Source organism: Stenotrophomonas maltophilia complex sp. Om-AH-Sm3, from assembly GCF_059337855.1.
In genome coordinates, this window is record NZ_JBYBLQ010000010.1 from 61,803 (window position 1) to 77,035 (window position 15,233).

The 15,233-nt window shown below is 67.4% G+C and carries 15 protein-coding genes; 5 read left to right on the top strand and 10 right to left on the bottom strand.

Annotated features, from left to right (window positions below; genetic code table 11):
- Positions 1-121 precede the first annotated feature (121 nt).
- The 5 genes from rodA to AC10QF_RS13485 all read right to left on the bottom strand — a co-directional run bounded on the left by rodA (position 122) and on the right by AC10QF_RS13485 (position 6,093).
- Positions 122-1,234 (bottom strand): rod shape-determining protein RodA, encoded by a 1,113-nt coding sequence (gene rodA / locus AC10QF_RS13465; RefSeq protein WP_005419392.1) that lies wholly within the window; start codon positions 1,232-1,234, stop codon positions 122-124.
- Positions 1,231-3,309, bottom strand: a complete 2,079-nt coding sequence (gene mrdA / locus AC10QF_RS13470; protein WP_494542369.1) for a penicillin-binding protein 2 — start codon at positions 3,307-3,309, stop codon at positions 1,231-1,233. Before mrdA ends, rodA begins: the two co-directional genes overlap by 4 nt.
- 3 nt (positions 3,310-3,312) lie before the next feature.
- A complete protein-coding gene (gene mreD, locus AC10QF_RS13475; protein WP_005419400.1) occupies positions 3,313-3,798 on the bottom strand; it encodes a rod shape-determining protein MreD in 486 nt (161 codons plus the stop codon).
- On the bottom strand, positions 3,795-4,925 hold the full coding sequence (mreC, locus tag AC10QF_RS13480) for a rod shape-determining protein MreC (protein WP_494542370.1): 1,131 nt from the start codon (positions 4,923-4,925) through the stop codon (positions 3,795-3,797). The genes mreD and mreC overlap by 4 nt, the downstream gene beginning before the upstream one ends.
- 121 nt (positions 4,926-5,046) lie before the next feature.
- Positions 5,047-6,093 (bottom strand): rod shape-determining protein, encoded by a 1,047-nt coding sequence (locus AC10QF_RS13485; RefSeq protein WP_005419402.1) that lies wholly within the window; start codon positions 6,091-6,093, stop codon positions 5,047-5,049.
- 283 nt (positions 6,094-6,376) lie between these two features.
- Here AC10QF_RS13485 and AC10QF_RS13490 point away from each other — a divergent pair, with 283 nt between their 5' ends.
- A complete protein-coding gene (locus AC10QF_RS13490) occupies positions 6,377-7,315 on the top strand; it encodes a carbohydrate kinase family protein (protein WP_005419403.1) in 939 nt (312 codons plus the stop codon).
- A gap of 141 nt (positions 7,316-7,456) precedes the next feature.
- On the opposite strand, the gene AC10QF_RS13495 is transcribed toward AC10QF_RS13490, so the two are convergent.
- The 4 genes from AC10QF_RS13495 to ubiE form a co-directional block, all read right to left on the bottom strand.
- A complete protein-coding gene (locus tag AC10QF_RS13495; protein WP_494542371.1) occupies positions 7,457-8,077 on the bottom strand; it encodes an HAD family hydrolase in 621 nt (206 codons plus the stop codon).
- Positions 8,077-8,808, bottom strand: a complete 732-nt coding sequence (locus tag AC10QF_RS13500; RefSeq protein ID WP_494542372.1) for a hypothetical protein — start codon at positions 8,806-8,808, stop codon at positions 8,077-8,079. Before AC10QF_RS13500 ends, AC10QF_RS13495 begins: the two co-directional genes overlap by 1 nt.
- A gap of 127 nt (positions 8,809-8,935) precedes the next feature.
- On the bottom strand, positions 8,936-10,864 hold the full coding sequence (locus AC10QF_RS13505; RefSeq protein ID WP_111098682.1) for a M1 family metallopeptidase: 1,929 nt from the start codon (positions 10,862-10,864) through the stop codon (positions 8,936-8,938).
- Positions 10,865-11,047: 183 nt separating this feature from the next.
- Positions 11,048-11,809 (bottom strand): bifunctional demethylmenaquinone methyltransferase/2-methoxy-6-polyprenyl-1,4-benzoquinol methylase UbiE, encoded by a 762-nt coding sequence (gene ubiE / locus AC10QF_RS13510; RefSeq protein ID WP_005419407.1) that lies wholly within the window; start codon positions 11,807-11,809, stop codon positions 11,048-11,050.
- A gap of 81 nt (positions 11,810-11,890) precedes the next feature.
- Between ubiE and AC10QF_RS13515 the strand changes: the two genes are divergently transcribed.
- The 4 genes from AC10QF_RS13515 to AC10QF_RS13530 all read left to right on the top strand — a co-directional run bounded on the left by AC10QF_RS13515 (position 11,891) and on the right by AC10QF_RS13530 (position 13,708).
- Complete coding sequence (locus tag AC10QF_RS13515) at positions 11,891-12,343, top strand: nucleoside deaminase (RefSeq protein WP_005419409.1); 453 nt, start codon at positions 11,891-11,893, stop codon at positions 12,341-12,343.
- Between the two features lie 200 nt (positions 12,344-12,543).
- Positions 12,544-12,804, top strand: a complete 261-nt coding sequence (locus AC10QF_RS13520) for a hypothetical protein (RefSeq protein WP_095378282.1) — start codon at positions 12,544-12,546, stop codon at positions 12,802-12,804.
- A gap of 75 nt (positions 12,805-12,879) precedes the next feature.
- Positions 12,880-13,215, top strand: coding sequence for a hypothetical protein (locus AC10QF_RS13525; RefSeq protein ID WP_005411085.1), 336 nt, complete (start codon positions 12,880-12,882; stop codon positions 13,213-13,215).
- 70 nt (positions 13,216-13,285) lie between these two features.
- Positions 13,286-13,708: a low affinity iron permease family protein gene (locus tag AC10QF_RS13530; RefSeq protein WP_069139167.1), complete on the top strand. Its 423-nt coding sequence runs from the start codon at positions 13,286-13,288 to the stop codon at positions 13,706-13,708.
- Between the two features lie 82 nt (positions 13,709-13,790).
- On the opposite strand, the gene smeF is transcribed toward AC10QF_RS13530, so the two are convergent.
- On the bottom strand, positions 13,791-15,191 hold the full coding sequence (gene smeF / locus AC10QF_RS13535; RefSeq protein WP_494542373.1) for a multidrug efflux RND transporter outer membrane subunit SmeF: 1,401 nt from the start codon (positions 15,189-15,191) through the stop codon (positions 13,791-13,793).
- Between the last annotated feature and the right edge of the window lie 42 nt (positions 15,192-15,233).

The window sequence follows — 15,233 nt, forward strand, 5'->3', positions numbered from 1 at the left end:
CGGGCACGGTAGCAACGGGTGCTTGCGTGAAGCTGTCAGGGTGCTCCTGCTCTCCGTAGCCGAGCTGCGGGGTCAGATCCCTTTTTCCTGTGGAAAAAGGGATCTGACCCCGACGCCGGACTCAACCGTAGCCGCCGTGCACTGGATTGTGGCTGCGCACCGCCATCACCAGCCCGAAGCCGGCCAGCAGCGAGACCGCCGAGGTACCACCGTAGCTGATCAGCGGCATCGGCACGCCTACCACCGGCAGCAGGCCGGAAATCATCCCGCCATTCACCAGCACGTAGACGAAGAACGCCAGGCCGGTGGCACCCGCCAGCAGGCGCGAATAGGAATCGCGTGACTGGCTGGCGATCCACAGGCAACGCCCGATCACCACCAGGTACAGCGCCAGCACGGTGGCCACGCCGATCCAGCCGAATTCCTCGCTCAGCACCGAGAACGCGAAGTCGGTGGTCTGCTCGGGAATGAAGTTCAGGTGCGACTGCGAGCCTTCGCCCCAGCCCTTGCCATCGAAGCCGCCGGAACCGATGGCGATCTTCGACTGGATGATGTTCCAGCCGGCGCCAAGCGCGTCCATCTCCGGGTCCAGGAACATCATGATGCGGTCCTTCTGGTACGGCCGCAGCAACCAGAACCAGGCCACCGGCGCGACCGCAGCCACACCGCCCACGCCCAGCCCAACCCACCACCACGGCAGGCCCGCCAGCAGCAGCACGAACACGCCGCTGGCGGCGATCAGCACGCCAGTACCGAAGTCCGGCTGCAGCATCACCAGGCCGGTGGGTACGCCGATGATGATCAAGGCCACGAGCACGGTATTGAAGCGCGGCGGCAGCGGCATCTTGTGCAGGTACCACGCCACCATCATCGGCAGGCTCACCTTCAGCAGCTCGGCCGGCTGCAGGTAGAAGAATTTCAGGTCCAGCCACTGCCGGCCATATTTACCGGTGCCCAGCACGAACACCGCCAGCAGCGGGATCATCGAGATCGCGTAGATCATCGGCGTGGCCGAGCGGATGCGCAGGATCGGCACCCGCGAGATGCCCCACAGTGCGGCCATGCCCACCGCGAAACGCGCGCCCTGCGCCATCACCAGGCTGTCGCCACCAGCGCTCTTCAGGGTCGCCAGGCCAATCACCATCAGCGCGCCCAGGGCCAGGCACAGCACCCAGTCCAGCGTGCTGAAAAAGCGGCGCAGCATGTCGCCGGCCCAGCGCAGGAATACTCTCATCGTGCGGGCTCCGCAGGGGCCGGGCGCGGCGTGGCTGGCAGCGTGGCGGCCGGCGCACCCGGCTGCGGCGCAGGCGCAGGCGCGGGTGCGGGTGCGGGTGCACCAATCAGCACCGGATGCTCTCCCACCTGTGCAGCGGCGAGGTCACCGGCCTGGCGCGCGCCCGCGTCTTCGTTGTCGAACGCGGTGGCGCCGATGGCGGTGGTGCCGCGCTCGCTGTCCAGCGGCTGCATGCCTTCGGGCATCTTGCCCAACAGGTAAGCGTCGAACACCTTGCGTGCGATCGGCGCCGCGGCCGAACCACCATAGCCACCACCTTCCACTGCCACCGCAATTGCGATGACCGGGCTGTCCGCCGGCGCAAAGCCGACGAACAGTGCGCGGTGACGCAGATGCATCGGCAGGCTCTTCGGATTCACGGCGGCGGTGCCCTTGCGGCTGATGACCTGTGCGGTACCGGTCTTGCCGGCCATCACGTACGGCGCACCGACGGCCACGCGCCAGCCGCTGCCGCCGGGCCGCATGGTTGCCATCATGCCCTCGCGCACGGCCTGCACGTTGTTGGGATTGGGGCTGACCGGCTTGCTCTCGCCGGGCGGCATCGCCGTCCAGTCGCTGTCGAAGCCTTCGCGCTGCTGGATCACCAGGTGCGGGGTGCGCAGCTGGCCGTCGGCCAGGCCGCTGACGCCGCGCGCCAGCTGCAGCGGGGTGACCTTCCAGTCACCCTGGCCGATGCTGATGTTGACCGTATCGCCGGGATACCAGGCTTCCTTGCGGCTCTTCCGCTTGTAGGCGGGCGACGGCAGGATGCCGCCGATCTCGCCGGTGAGGTCGATGCCGGTCGGCTGGCCGAAGCCGTAGTACTCCATGTAATGGTCGAAGCGCTCGATGCCCAGGTCCAGCGCCAGCTTGTAGTAATAGGTGTTGACCGACTCGGCGATGGACTTGCGCAGATCAGTCCAGCCGTGGCCGCCACGGTGGGCGTCACCCCAGCCGCGCGAGGTGCCCGGCAGGTAGAACATGCCGGTGGAGAGCACCTTGTCTTCCGGGCGGCGCACGCCGGAGTCCAGTCCCGCCAGGCCGATCAGCGGCTTCAGCGTGGAACCGGGAGCGACGCCACCGAGCACCAGGCGGTTGAACTGTGGCCGCGACGGGTTTTCGTTCAAGGCCTTGAAGTCGGCATGGGAAATGCCGTTGACGAACAGGTTGGGGTCGTAGGACGGCAGGCTGACCATCGCCAGCACTTCGCCAGTGCGCGGATCCATCGCCACCGCCGAACCCTCCTGGTCGCCGAACGCGGCCACCATCGCGCGCTGCAGGTCGGCGTCGATCGACAGCCGCAGGTCGGCACCGGACTGCGCGGCGACGCGGCCGATGGTGCGGATAGCGCGACCCTGCACGTTGGTCTCGACCTGCTCGTAGCCGACCTTGCCGCGCAGCTGCTGCTCGTAATAGCGTTCCAGGCCGGACTTGCCGATGTGGGTCAGCGCGGCATTGCCTTCGCCGAGGATCTCCAGATCCTTGTCATCAACGCGGCCGACGTAGCCGATGATGTGCGCGAACAGATCGCCATAGGGATAGCGCCGGGTCAGGTAGGGTTCCAGCTCGACCCCCGGGAAACGCCAGCGGTCGACGGCAAAGCGCGCCATCTCCTCGTCGCTCATGCGCAGCTTCAGCGTGACCGGCAGGAACTTGCGGCGCGCCTTGCGCGACCTGTTGAATGCTTCCAGCTCTTCCGGGCTGATGCTGATGATCTTCGCCAGCCCTTCCAGGGTGGCATCCATGTCCTTGACCTTGTCCGGAGTGACGTCCAGGCGGAAGGCCGGCACGTTTTCGGCCAGCAGGCGACCGTTGCGGTCGTAGATCATGCCGCGCCCTGGCACCACCGGCCGCGGCTTGATGCGGTTGGCTTCCGAGCGCGTGGCGTACACGTCGTGGTCCAGCACCTGCAGCTTGAAGTACCAGCCGCCCAGGCCCAGCAGGCAGACCAGCACGCCCAGGAAACCCAGCGCCGCACGGCGGCGGAACTGCTCGGCTTCGGCGTGCGGGTTCTTGACCTGGCGGCGCGGGATCATGGCTCAGCGCCCGCGCTTGCCGAAGCGCACCGCGTCCAGCAGCACGAACACCAGCGGCCACAGGCCCATGCCCAGCAGAGGCGCCCACCAGTACGACCAGGGCAGGGTCGGCTCATCCACCACGATGTGGACCAGCGCGCTGACGATGCGATCGTTGAACAGCAGGCCGCCGATGGCCAGCATCTGCTGGGACATCGGGAAGAAGCGGATGCGGGCACGGAAGCGCTGCAGGATGAAGGCCAGCATTACCAGCCGCAGTGCCTGTTCGCCCAGCACGCCGCCGTACAGCAGGTCGGCCACCACGCCGCTGGCAAAGGCGATGCCCAGGCCGACGCGCTCAGGAGCTTCGATCACCCAGTACGCCAGCACCAGCGCCAGCCAATACGGGCGCAGCGGTTGCAGCAGCGCCGGCAGCGGCAGCAGGCCCAGCAGCAGCGCCACCACCAGGCTGGCCGGCAGCACCCACGGGTTGTCGCGCAGGCGGCTCATCGCTGGGCCTCCGGCGTGGTCGGTTGCCGGCCAGCGGCCGGCACTACCGTGGATCCAGCTGGGGGAGAGCCCCCCTCTTGTTGAGGCGCGGGGTTAAGGGAGGATGCGGGGGCAACAGTCCTCGTCTGCGACGAGGGCTGTTGCCGGCCAGCAACCGGCGCTACCGGGGAGCTGACCGGAGCTGGCGTCGTTGCCGCTGGCGCGGCTCCCGCAGGCACGCTGGCGCCGGTGGCCGGGCCCCCCGGGGCGGTTTCTTCCAGCTGCAGGCGCAGCTCCGGCGGAATGCGGATCGCCGCGCCCGGGCGCAGCAGCAGCACGTCGCGGCCGCGGTCGAGCTGGGCCGCCGGCTTCAGTTCACCGACCAGGAAGGCGTGGGTGTCGTCCGGGCGCAGGCCGGTGATGGTGCCGACCGGGAAGCCGGCCGGGAAGCGCCCGCCGAGGCCGGAGGTGACGATCTCATCGCCCACTTCCACGCCGGCGCTGAGCGGGATGTCGCGCAGTTCCAGCGTGTCGCCGCGGCCATAGACGATCAGGCGCACGCCGTTGCGGGCCACGGTGACCGGCACCGCGTGGTCGGGATCGGTCAGCAGCAGCACGGTGGAGGTGCCACCGGTGACGCTGATCACCTGCCCCATCAAGCCGCCGGCGTCGATCACCGCCTGGCCGACGTGCACGCCCTCGCGGCTGCCTGCGTCGAGCACCAGGCGCTGCTTCACCGGGTCCAGGTCGATGTCCAGGATCGGCGCCAGCTGCACGTCCAGGCCACTGCGCTCGGCCACGTTCAGCAGTTCGCGCAGCTGGGCGTTGTCCAGCGCGGCGGTCTGCAGGCGAGTCAGGCGCGCGTTGGCCAGCAGCAGCTGGTTGCGCAGTTCACGGTTTTCGGCGACCAGCTGAGTATGGCTGGCGGCGGAGTCCTTGACCTGGTTGCCGAGCTTGCCGGGCAGGCCAGCCAGTGCCCATACCGGCTGTACCAGGCTGTTGGCCTGCTCGCGCAGGCGTGCCAGCCAGCCGGCCTGGTCATCAAGCACGATCAGGGTGATGGCCAACGCGAGATAGGCCAGCAACCGCAGGGGGCTGGCGGCATCACCGGATCGGGAGGCGACGGGAGGACCGGCGTAGGGCGGCACGGCAACGATTCAACTGGCAGAAGGCGGAAGGGAAACACGCGGGCGCCCCGCCGGTGCCGGCCCGCCATCACGGCGGGCCGCACCCCGGAAGGGCGCGGCGGGCAGGAACGGCCGGGACGGCTTATTCCGGCGCAAAGAACTCGTTGCCGTGCATGTCCACCAGCTCCAGCGCACGGCCGCCACCGCGCGCCACGCAGGTCAGCGGGTCGTCGGCCACCTGCACGTGCAGGCCGGTCTCCTCGGAGATCAGGCGGTCCAGGTCGCGCAGCAGGGCGCCACCACCGGTCAGCACGATGCCGCGCTCGGCGACGTCGGCGCACAGTTCCGGCGGGGTCTGCTCCAGCGCCAGCTTGACCGCGCTGACGATGCCCGACAGCGGCTCGTGCAGGGCCTCGAGCACCTCGTTGGAGCTGATCTTGATCATCTTCGGCACGCCCTCGGCGAGGTTGCGGCCGGAGATCTCCATCTCGATCACTTCCGCCTGCGGGTAGGCGCAGCCCAGCTCGACCTTGATGCGCTCGGCGGTGGCTTCACCGATCAGCATGCCGTGGTTGCGGCGCACATAGTTGGTGATGGACTCGTCGAAGCGGTCGCCGCCGATGCGGACCGAGGCCGAATAGACGATGCCGTTGAGCGAGATGACCGCCACTTCGGTGGTGCCACCGCCGATGTCGATGACCATCGAGCCACGGGCTTCGGTGACCGGCATGCCGGCGCCGATCGCGGCGGCCATCGGTTCTTCGATCAGGAACACGTCACGGGCACCGGCTTCCTCGGCCGATTCCTTGATCGCGCGGCGCTCGACCTGGGTCGAGCCGGCCGGCACGCAGACCAGGACGCGCGGGCTCGGGCGCAGCACGCGCGACTTGTGCACCTTCTTGATGAAGTGCTTGAGCATCGCCTCGGTATAGGTGAAGTCGGCGATGACGCCGTCCTTCATCGGGCGGATGGTGGTGATGTGGCCCGGGGTACGGCCCAGCATCTGCTTGGCTTCGGCGCCGACGGCTGCCACCGAGCGGGTGCCACCGATGGCACGGTCCTGGCGCACGGCCACGACCGACGGCTCGTTCAGCACGATCCCCTGCCCGCGCACGTAGATGAGGGTGTTGGCCGTGCCCAGGTCGATGGACAGGTCGTTGGAGAACATGCCACGGAGTTTCTTGAACATCTGAGGAAGGAGTCCTGAGGGGTGTCGTGCCCGCCGCGGGATGGCGAAAAAATGGGCAGAAATCGAGGCCGACAAGCCTAGCAACCCGCCTGCCGCCGAGCAAGGAAAAAACTAGCTGAACCCGCGTCTTCACAGGCTTTCGGCCTGATCGGGTCTCACCCGGTTCTGGCCCTGAGCGGCACCAGCGGGTAACCTTTGCGCCGTCGGGCGCCCAAGGGCGCCGTTTGCTTGCCCGCTGAACCGGGCCGGCCCACCCCAAAATTCACCGCATAGGCTTACATCGATGTCCGCTCTGATCTGTGGTTCTCTTGCCTTCGACACCATCATGGTGTTTCCGGACCAGTTCAAGAATCACATCCTGCCGGACAAGGTGCACATCCTGAACGTGTCCTTCCTGGTGCCGCGCATGCGCCGCGAGTTCGGCGGCTGCGCAGGCAACATCGCCTACAACCTGCACCTGCTGGGCGGCCAGCCGATCCCGATGGGCACCGTGGGTTCGGACTTCGGCCCGTACCGCGAATACTTCGAAGGCCTGGGCATCGACCTGTCGCGCGTGCGCGTGATCGATGAGCTGTTCACCCCGCAGGCGTTCATCACCACCGACCACGACAACAACCAGATCACCGCCTTCCACCCGGGCGCGATGATGCGTTCCTACGAGAACCACGTGCGTGGGGTGCCGGGCGTCACCCTGGGCCTGGTCGGCCCGGACGGCCGCGAAGGCATGATCCAGAACGCGCAGGAATTCCACGAAGACGGCATCCCGTTCATCTTCGACCCGGGCCAGGCCATGCCGCTGTTCAACGGCCCGGAACTGCGCGCCTTCATCGAGCAGGCCGACTACGTGGTGGTGAACGACTACGAGTCGAACCTGCTGCAGGAGCGCACCGGCTGGGACGAGAAGGAGATCGTCAGCCGGGTCAAGGCCTACATCACCACCCGTGGCCCGAAGGGCGCGGTCATCCACACTCCGGAAAAGAGCTACGACATCCCGCCGGCGCACGAGCGCCGCGTGGTCGACCCGACCGGCTGTGGCGACGCCTTCCGCGCAGGCCTGATCTACGGCATCCAGAAGGGCTACGACTGGCTGACCATCGGCCGCATGGGCAACCTGATGGGCGCACTGAAGGTCGAGCATCCGGGCACGCAGAACCAGCGTTTCACCTTCGATGAGTTCAACGAGCAGTTCAAGCAGCAGTTCGGTTACGCGCTGGGCGCGTAAGCCGAACTGCCCGCGCATCTGATCGGTGGGTGTCGACCTTGGTCGACACTGCCGGCCAGCGGCCGGCACTACCGGAACTTCCGACCGACACGTTGCCTGCTCTCTGTAGAGCCGAGCCCATGCTCGGCTTGCGCGCGCCGGTCATGCGGCCTGCCAGGCGGCCAGCAGCGCGCGGCAATCGGCGAAATGCCAGTCGGCGCGGCCCGGCCAAGGGTTCTCTGGCAGGTTGACCAGCACGGTATGCGTGCCGGCCGCACGGCCGCACTCCAGGTCGTGGGCGTGGTCACCCACCATCACCGCCTGCGCAGGCCCGATGCCCCATCGCCGCAGATGCTGCTGCAGGCCCTCCGGCGAGGGCTTGGGCACCGCTTCATCGCGACCAATGATGTCGGCATCGTCGAACAACGCCCCGACCCCGATCGCCTCCAGCGTCAGCTTCGCCAGCGCATGATCATTGCGGGTCAGGATGCCCAGCCGGCAGCCAGCCGCCGCCAGCGCGCGCAGCAGCTTCACCGCACCCGGCGCCGGCAGCGCGTCCTCGGCCAGCGCGCGCTCGTGATCCAGCAACCACTCACGCTTGGCCTGCGCCGGTGCATCCGGCAACGCCGCGATATGGTCGAGGATGTCTTCCTCGGCGGCGATCTCCAGTGCGCGGCGGATCGCGGCGAAATCATGCACGGCCACAGTCAGCGTGCCGTCCATGTCGAACACCCAGTGCCGGATCGCGGACAACGCGTGCATCGCGCTGCCCGTCGCGACCATCACTGCCACCACTGCGGCATGCGGCTGGCGTCGACGCCGCCGGTCTCGAACACCGCCGTACGGGTGCCGCCGGCCTTGACCGGGAACTCGATGCTGATCGACTTGCCCTTGCGCGCCAGTTTCCACAGCGCTTTCTGATCGGTGATGAACAGGGCGATGGCTTCATCGGTCTTCGGGCGCCACGCGGCCATCGACACCGGCTTGCCGTCGTCCACGGTCACTTTCACCGTGCACTGCGGGCAACGGAAATCGCCGGCCTGCAGCACCAGGTAGGCATGCCGCTTCCACTCCGGATGATCGCGGAACACCAGCTGCACCGGCTTGGCACCGCTGCCATCCACGTCCACCCGTTCCTTGCTGTAGATCTGCGCCGAAACCTGGTTGCCCTTGCTGCCCACCGGGATCTGGTTGTACTGCCACAGCGCCTGCATGCGGCGCAGGTCGCGCGCGGCGTCACCCTTGGCCTTGACCTCGTCGAAGCCCCCGGCGATGCGATCGGCGGCGGCGGTGTCCTTGTACTGGTCCAGCAGCGAGGCACCATGCAGGCGCGCGCGTTCCCAGTCCTGCGCGGCCACGGCCATGTCGTACTGCTTGGCCACGTCTTCGGCCTTGGCCTCCTTCTGCGCCCGCACGGCGGCTGCGGCGGCTTCCTGCGCCTTGCGTTCTTCCTCGGGGTTGCTGCAGGCGGCCAGCGCCAGGGTGCAGGCGGTGAGCAGGATCAGTCGTTTCATGGCGGAGGTCCTATGCGAGTGCATCCCGATTCTATCGGCAGCGAAAAGCGGATACACCAACGGCGGGTTTCCCCGCCGTTGGTGGTGAAGCAGTGACCGGTTGCCGGCCAGCAGCCGGCCCTACCGCTTACTTGGCTTCAGCCTTGGCCAGCATGTCCTGCACCGAGGCGGTGGTGATCGGGTGGTAGCCCGGCTTGGCCTTTTCGAAGGCCTGCTTGGCCAGCTCCAGCCCCTTCGGGGTCTTCACCAGTTCGGCGTAGATCGGCAGGATCAGCTTGCGACGGCCGACGCGCTCGATGAATGCCGCCGCGCCTTCATTGGCCTGCTCGTAGCCGCTGCGGATCGCCAGCGGGTACCAGCGCATGGCGATCTCGCCATTCGGGGTGCCGGTGAAGTGGAAGGCCTTGTCCAGCGTGGCCAGCTTGTCCAGCGGCTGGGTCGCGCCCAGGCCATCGATGAAGCGCACCCATTCCTGCGTGCTCCAGTCGGCGATGACCTGGCTGCTCGGCACGGTGCCGGCGCTGGCGAAGGCGATGCGCGCGGTATCGACGCTGCTGAAGTTGCGCGACTGCGCCTTGGCCGCGAACGCCGGGATACCCGGCTCGTCCAGCCATGCCTTCAGTTCGGCCTCGGTCACTGCCGACGGATTCTTCGGCAGCAGGTTCTTCTTCATGTAATCGACGAACTGGTCGGTGTTCGCGCTCTGGAAAGCATGGTCATCGAACCAGCCACGCAGGAACGGATCGAAGGTCTCGCGGCCGAAGCGCTGCTCCAGGAATTCCAGGAACCACGCACCCTTGACGTAGGCCACCTGGCTGAGGGCTTCGTCGGGATCACGCTCGTTCAGCGGCGGCAGCGCCAGCGCCTGGTCGGCCGGGCTCATGTCCTTCACTTCAGCCAGCAGGTCGGTCTGGTCGATCTGCTTCTCCATCTCGGCCATTTCCTTGCCGTACAGGGCTTCGGTGATGCGGCCCTGGACGTAGGTGGTGAAGCCTTCATTGAGCCAGATGTCCTTCCAGCTGGCGTTGGTCACCAGGTTGCCCGACCAGCTGTGCGCCAGTTCGTGGGCGACCAGCGAGACCAGCGACTTGTCGCCGACGATCACGGTCGGGGTGGCGAAGGTCAGGCGCGGGTTCTCCATGCCACCGAACGGGAACGACGGCGGCAGCACCAGCATGTCGTAGCGGCCCCAGCGGTATTCGCCGTACAGCTTCTCGGCGGCACCGATCATCTTCTCGGTGTCCTCGAATTCCTTGGCGGCCTTGTTGACCATGGTCGGCTCGGCCCAGACGCCGGAGCGGCCGGAGATCGGCTCGAACACCAGGTCGCCAGCGGCGATGGCCAGCAGATAGGACGGAATCGGCTGCGGCATCTTGAAGGTGTAGTCACCATCACGCGCGGCCTTCGGATCGTTGTCGGCGCTCATCAGCACCATCACGTCCGGGCGCGAGACCACGTGCGCGCTGTAGGTGAAGCGCACGCTCGGGGTGTCCTGCAGCGGCACCCAGGAACGGGCATGGATGGCCTGCGACTGGCTGAACATGAAGGGCAGCTTCTTGCCCTCGGTCATCGACGGCGCCAGCCACTGCAGGCCCGAGGCGGTCGGTGCGGTGTGGTAGGTCACTTCCACCTTGGCCGGCTGTTCCGCAGCCTCGATGGTCAGCTTGCTGCCGAACACCTTGTCGGCCGGGGCCAGTTCGAACTTCAGCGGGCTGCGCGCGCCGTCGGCGGCAACGGCCTCGACCTTGGACACGGTCAGCTCGCGGGTGTCGAGCACCAGCTGCCTGGCGTCCTTCTGTTTCCATTCCAGGGTGTAGGTGGCGGTACCGCCGATCTGCTTCTGGTCGAAGTCCAGCTTCAGATCCAGCGCGATGTCCTTGATGACGACCTTGTCCGGCTCGGCGTACGAGCTCTCGTCGTGGCTGCGGTTCTCGGCGTTCACGGGGGCGGCAGGGGCCTTTGCGGCAGTCGGGGCGGCGGCGGGCGCGGCCGCCTCCTGGGAGCAGCCGGCGGCCAGGGCCACGGCCAGCGGAAGGAGCATCAGCGGATTACGCATGAATCGGGACCGTTACGGGGATCAAACCCCAATGGTACCTCCCTCGGGCCCGGCAGGCGTTGCGCGGTGCGGGGTAATGGCAGGCACAGCGCCGGTAGTGGCGGCCGCTGGCCGGCAACCCCGTCGCCCGGTGGTTGCCCGCGCAGGTGCCGGCCAGCGGCCGGCACTACCGGAACACCGGGCTTACAGCTTGTAGCCGGAGTGGATCGAGACGATGCCGCCGGTCAGGTTCTTGTAGTGGCAGCGCTCGAAGCCGGCCTGCCCCATCATCGCCTTCAGTTCGTCCTGCGGCGGATGCTTGCGGATGCTCTCGGCCAGGTACTGGTAGCTGTCCGAATCGTTGGCGAACAACTTGCCCAGCCTGGGCAGGATCTTGAACGAGTGGAAGTCGTAGATCGGCTTGAACCAGTCGGCAGTGACTTCGGAGAACTCCAGCACGCGGGCCTGGCCGCCCACCTTCAGCACGCGGTACATCTCGCGCAGGCCGGCGTCCTTGTCGGTCACGTTGCGCAGGCCGAAGGCAATGGTGACCAGGTCGAAGCTGTTGTCCGGGAACGGCAGCGCTTCGGCGTTGCACTGCACGTAGTCCAGGCCAAGCACCAGGCCGCGGTTGGTCAGGCGGTCGCGGCCGACCGACAGCATGCCGGCGTTGATGTCGCCCAGCACCACCGAGCCCTCGGCGCCGACGCGTTCCTTCAGCAGGGCGGCGATGTCGCCGGTGCCGCCGGCCAGATCGAGCACGCGGTCGCCCGGCTTCACCTGCGCGGTCGCCACGTAGTAGCGCTTCCACGCCCGGTGCACGCCCAGGCTCATCAGGTCGTTCATCAGGTCGTAGTTGCGCGCGACCGAGGTGAACACCTGGCCGACCAGCTTCTGCTTGTCCTTGGCGGCGACGTCGCGGAACCCGAAATGGGTGGTACCGGCTTTGTAGGGGGATTCGCTCATGGCCCCGATTATCGCACCGCCGGGGGCCAGCGGCACCCCCTGCCCGTATGATGGCGGGCCACGACTGACCGGAGCCCCCGCATGATCACCACGCCCGACTACCAGGCCCTGCTGCAGACCGCCATCGCCGAAGCCCGCCAGGGCCTGGCCGAGGGCGGCGTGCCGATCGGCGCGGCGCTGTACCACAACGACGGCCGCCTGCTCGGCTGCGGCCACAACCGCCGCGTGCAGGAAGGCGACCCGTCGGTGCACGGCGAAACCGACGCCTTCCGCAAGGCCGGCCGCCAGCGCCGCTACCAGGACACCATCATGGTCACCACCCTGGCGCCGTGCTGGTACTGCTCGGGTCTGGTGCGCCAGTTCAACATCGGCACCGTGGTGGTGGGCGAATCGCGCACGTTCCAGGGCGGCATCGACTGGCTGCGCGAGAACGGCGTCAACGTGATCGACCTCGACAATCAGGAATGCGTGGACCTGCTGGGCGATTTCATCAGCCGTCATCCCGACATCTGGAACGAGGACATCGGCGAATGAGCCACACGCACTCGTCTCTGCAACACATTTAATGAACGCTTCAGCGCCGGTGCGCCCTTGTGCCAGAGGCCTTTGCGGGCAACGGCGTGACCCCGTGCACAGTCAGCCAGATCACGCGCACACGCTGCGGTAACACCCCACGCGGCTGACACGCCTACGGTGGGGTCAACCGGGGCACCCTTTCCCCGGCGGAGCCAGCCATGTGCGCGCACGCCGTACGCCCCACGACAGACCCGATCCTCGATCCGATCCGCGAACGCTTGCAGCAGCAATATGCACTGCACCGGCGCGGCGCGCTGTTCTGGACTGCCTATCAGCACATGCAACTGGAGCTGGTCCGCCGCCACCCGCTCGACCAGGAGCGCCTGTGCAATGCGATGGCCGACATGGCCGAGGACCTCGGTGCGGTCGAGCATGCGCAATTGATCGGCAATCGCCACGCCGGCTCCACATCCCGCTGACGCGGCATGCACCGCCACATACGCCACACTCCGATGAACCCCCACTCCCTTTCCACTCAACCGAACTGGATTGTCATGCACGCTGAAGTCCCCACCATTCCTCCGGTCATCAACGTAGACGCCGAGCTTGACCACTGGCGCCGCCAGCATGCCGAAGGCGCACTGCCGCACAACTCGTTCGGCTCGTACGTGCCGTGGATCAAGTTCGCCTGTGATTCGCTGATCACCCAGCCGCGCGCCAGCGAGGCCGAACGTGATGAGATGTTCCAGACCCAGTACGCCCTGCAGATCATGCCGCGGCTGAGCGAAGCCCAGGCCCGTGAGTTCGTCGACCGTTGCTGGCAGCACGTCTACCAGAGCAGCCCGGTGCGCAGCCTGCAGGCGCCACGACTGCAGCGCATGCGCGCCTGACCGGCGCTGCACGGCGCCTGCACGGGTCACTGCCGATCATCCTCGTCACCTGAGTGGGAACACGACGACGATGAAAGCGCGCAACCTGTTCAATACGATCGCCAAGAAGGCCGCGACAGCCACCGGCTCACCGTGGACCTTCCTGGCCGCGGTAGGGATCGTGGTGATCTGGGGCATCAGTGGTCCGGTGTTCGGTTTCAACGACACCTGGCAGCTGGTGATCAACACCGGCACCACCATCATCACCTTCCTGATGGTGTTCCTGATCCAGCACACGCAGAACGCGGACACCGCCGCGATGCAGATCAAGCTGGACGAGCTGATCCGGGCGACGGCCGAAGCCAACAACGAACTGCTCGATCTGGAAGAACTGGACGAAGCGCGCCTGGAAGAGATCCGTGCCGAGTACGAGCAGATGGCCCGCGAAGCAGGCGATGCGTTGGCGCGCGTTCGCGCCTGCCATGCGGCGCGGCGCGACGATGAAGCGGTGTAGCGGGCCCGGAATGACAATGCCGGCCAGCGGCCGGCACTACCAACGATCGTCCAGGTAGAGCCGGCCGCTGGCCGGCTTTCTTTCAGCCGCGCTCGTGCCAGCCGCCGCCCAGCACCTTGTACAGGGTGATGCGGTTGGCCTGCTGGGCCAACTGCGCCTGCAACTGGGTCTGCTGCGCGTTGTAGGCAGTACGTCGTGCGTCCAGCAGGGTCACGAAGCTGTCCAGGCCGGCATCGTAACGTGCCTGCGACAGGCGGTTGGCCTGTTCGGCCGCTTCCACCAGGCGCTGCTGTGAACTGACCTGTTCATCCAGGCTGACATTCAACGCCAGCGCATCGGCGGTTTCGCGGAAGCCCACCTGGATCGACTTCTCGTACTGCGCCAGTGCGATATCACGATCAGCGTTGGCGACGGCCAGGTTGGCGCGCAGCTTGCCGCCCTGGAAGATCGGCAGGGTGATCTTCGGCAGGAAACTCCATACGCGAGTGCCGCTGTCGAACAGGCTGGACAATTCGCTGGAGCCACTGCCAATGCTGCCGGTCAGCGAGATGCTCGGGAAGAACGCAGCACGTGCCGCGCCGATGTTGGCATTGGCGGCCAGCAGCTGGTGTTCGGCGGCCATGATGTCCGGGCGCTGCAGCAGCACATCGCTGGGCAGGCCGGCCGGCGGCGGCGCCAGTGCCAGCAACTGCGGTTCGATGCTGTCCGGCAGCAGTGCCGGGTCCAGCTGGCCACCGGCCAGCAGGGCCAGCGCGTTGCGGTCCTGGGCCAGCTGGCCGCGCAGGCGCGCGGCGTCGGTACGCGCGGTTTCCACCAGCGTGCGGGTCTGGGTCAATTCCAGTGCCGAACTGCCGCCACGCTCGTGGCGGGCCTCGGCCAGGCGCAACGAATCCTCGTAGGTCTTCAGCGTGGCATCGGCGATCTTCAGACGCTGGGCATCGGCACCGTAGGTCAGCCACGCCGTCGCTGTCTCGGCCACCAGGCTCAGCTGCGCGTTGCGACGATTGGCAGCTACGGCAAAGTACTGCTGCAGTGCCGCTTCGCTCAGGTTGCGCACGCGGCCGAACAGGTCCAGCTCGAACTCGGCCACGCCGACACCGGCGGTGAACTGCTCGGTGACGCCAGCGTCGGTGCCTTGGCGCTGCATCTGGCCGGTGACGGCCACGCCGGGCACGCGGTCGGCGCGCTGTACGCGGTACTGGCCGCGCGCGCGTTCAACGTTGAGCACGGCCACGCGCAGGTCGCGGTTGTTCTGCAGCGACTGCTCGATCACCTGCTGCAGGCGCGCATCGGTGAAGAAGTCGCGCCAGCCGACGGCGGCGACATCGGCCACCTGGCCCTGTACAGCCTCGGCCGGCCACTGCGCCGGAATTGCCGGAGCGACGGCGGTGTTCTTCGGCACCAGAGTGGAGCAGCCGACCAGCGCGAGCGCGGCGGCAACGGAAAGGAACAGGGATGCACTTTTCATGGGAATGACTTCCATCGGTACTGCCGGATGGCAGGAGGCAGTGCCGGCCGGCGGCCG

Coding starts and splice junctions, on each gene's coding strand:
- mrdA (WP_494542369.1), bottom strand. CDS start 3,309: ATGATCCCGCGCCGCCAGGTCAAGAACCCGCACGCCGAAGCCGAGCAG.
- AC10QF_RS13505 (WP_111098682.1), bottom strand. CDS start 10,864: ATGCGTAATCCGCTGATGCTCCTTCCGCTGGCCGTGGCCCTGGCCGCC.
- rodA (WP_005419392.1), bottom strand. CDS start 1,234: ATGAGAGTATTCCTGCGCTGGGCCGGCGACATGCTGCGCCGCTTTTTC.
- AC10QF_RS13525 (WP_005411085.1), top strand. CDS start 12,880: ATGCACGCTGAAGTCCCCACCATTCCTCCGGTCATCAACGTAGACGCC.
- mreD (WP_005419400.1), bottom strand. CDS start 3,798: ATGAGCCGCCTGCGCGACAACCCGTGGGTGCTGCCGGCCAGCCTGGTG.
- AC10QF_RS13485 (WP_005419402.1), bottom strand. CDS start 6,093: ATGTTCAAGAAACTCCGTGGCATGTTCTCCAACGACCTGTCCATCGAC.
- ubiE (WP_005419407.1), bottom strand. CDS start 11,809: ATGAGCGAATCCCCCTACAAAGCCGGTACCACCCATTTCGGGTTCCGC.
- AC10QF_RS13500 (WP_494542372.1), bottom strand. CDS start 8,808: ATGAAACGACTGATCCTGCTCACCGCCTGCACCCTGGCGCTGGCCGCC.
- AC10QF_RS13495 (WP_494542371.1), bottom strand. CDS start 8,077: ATGGTCGCGACGGGCAGCGCGATGCACGCGTTGTCCGCGATCCGGCAC.
- AC10QF_RS13520 (WP_095378282.1), top strand. CDS start 12,544: ATGTGCGCGCACGCCGTACGCCCCACGACAGACCCGATCCTCGATCCG.
- AC10QF_RS13490 (WP_005419403.1), top strand. CDS start 6,377: ATGTCCGCTCTGATCTGTGGTTCTCTTGCCTTCGACACCATCATGGTG.
- AC10QF_RS13515 (WP_005419409.1), top strand. CDS start 11,891: ATGATCACCACGCCCGACTACCAGGCCCTGCTGCAGACCGCCATCGCC.
- smeF (WP_494542373.1), bottom strand. CDS start 15,191: ATGGAAGTCATTCCCATGAAAAGTGCATCCCTGTTCCTTTCCGTTGCC.
- AC10QF_RS13530 (WP_069139167.1), top strand. CDS start 13,286: ATGAAAGCGCGCAACCTGTTCAATACGATCGCCAAGAAGGCCGCGACA.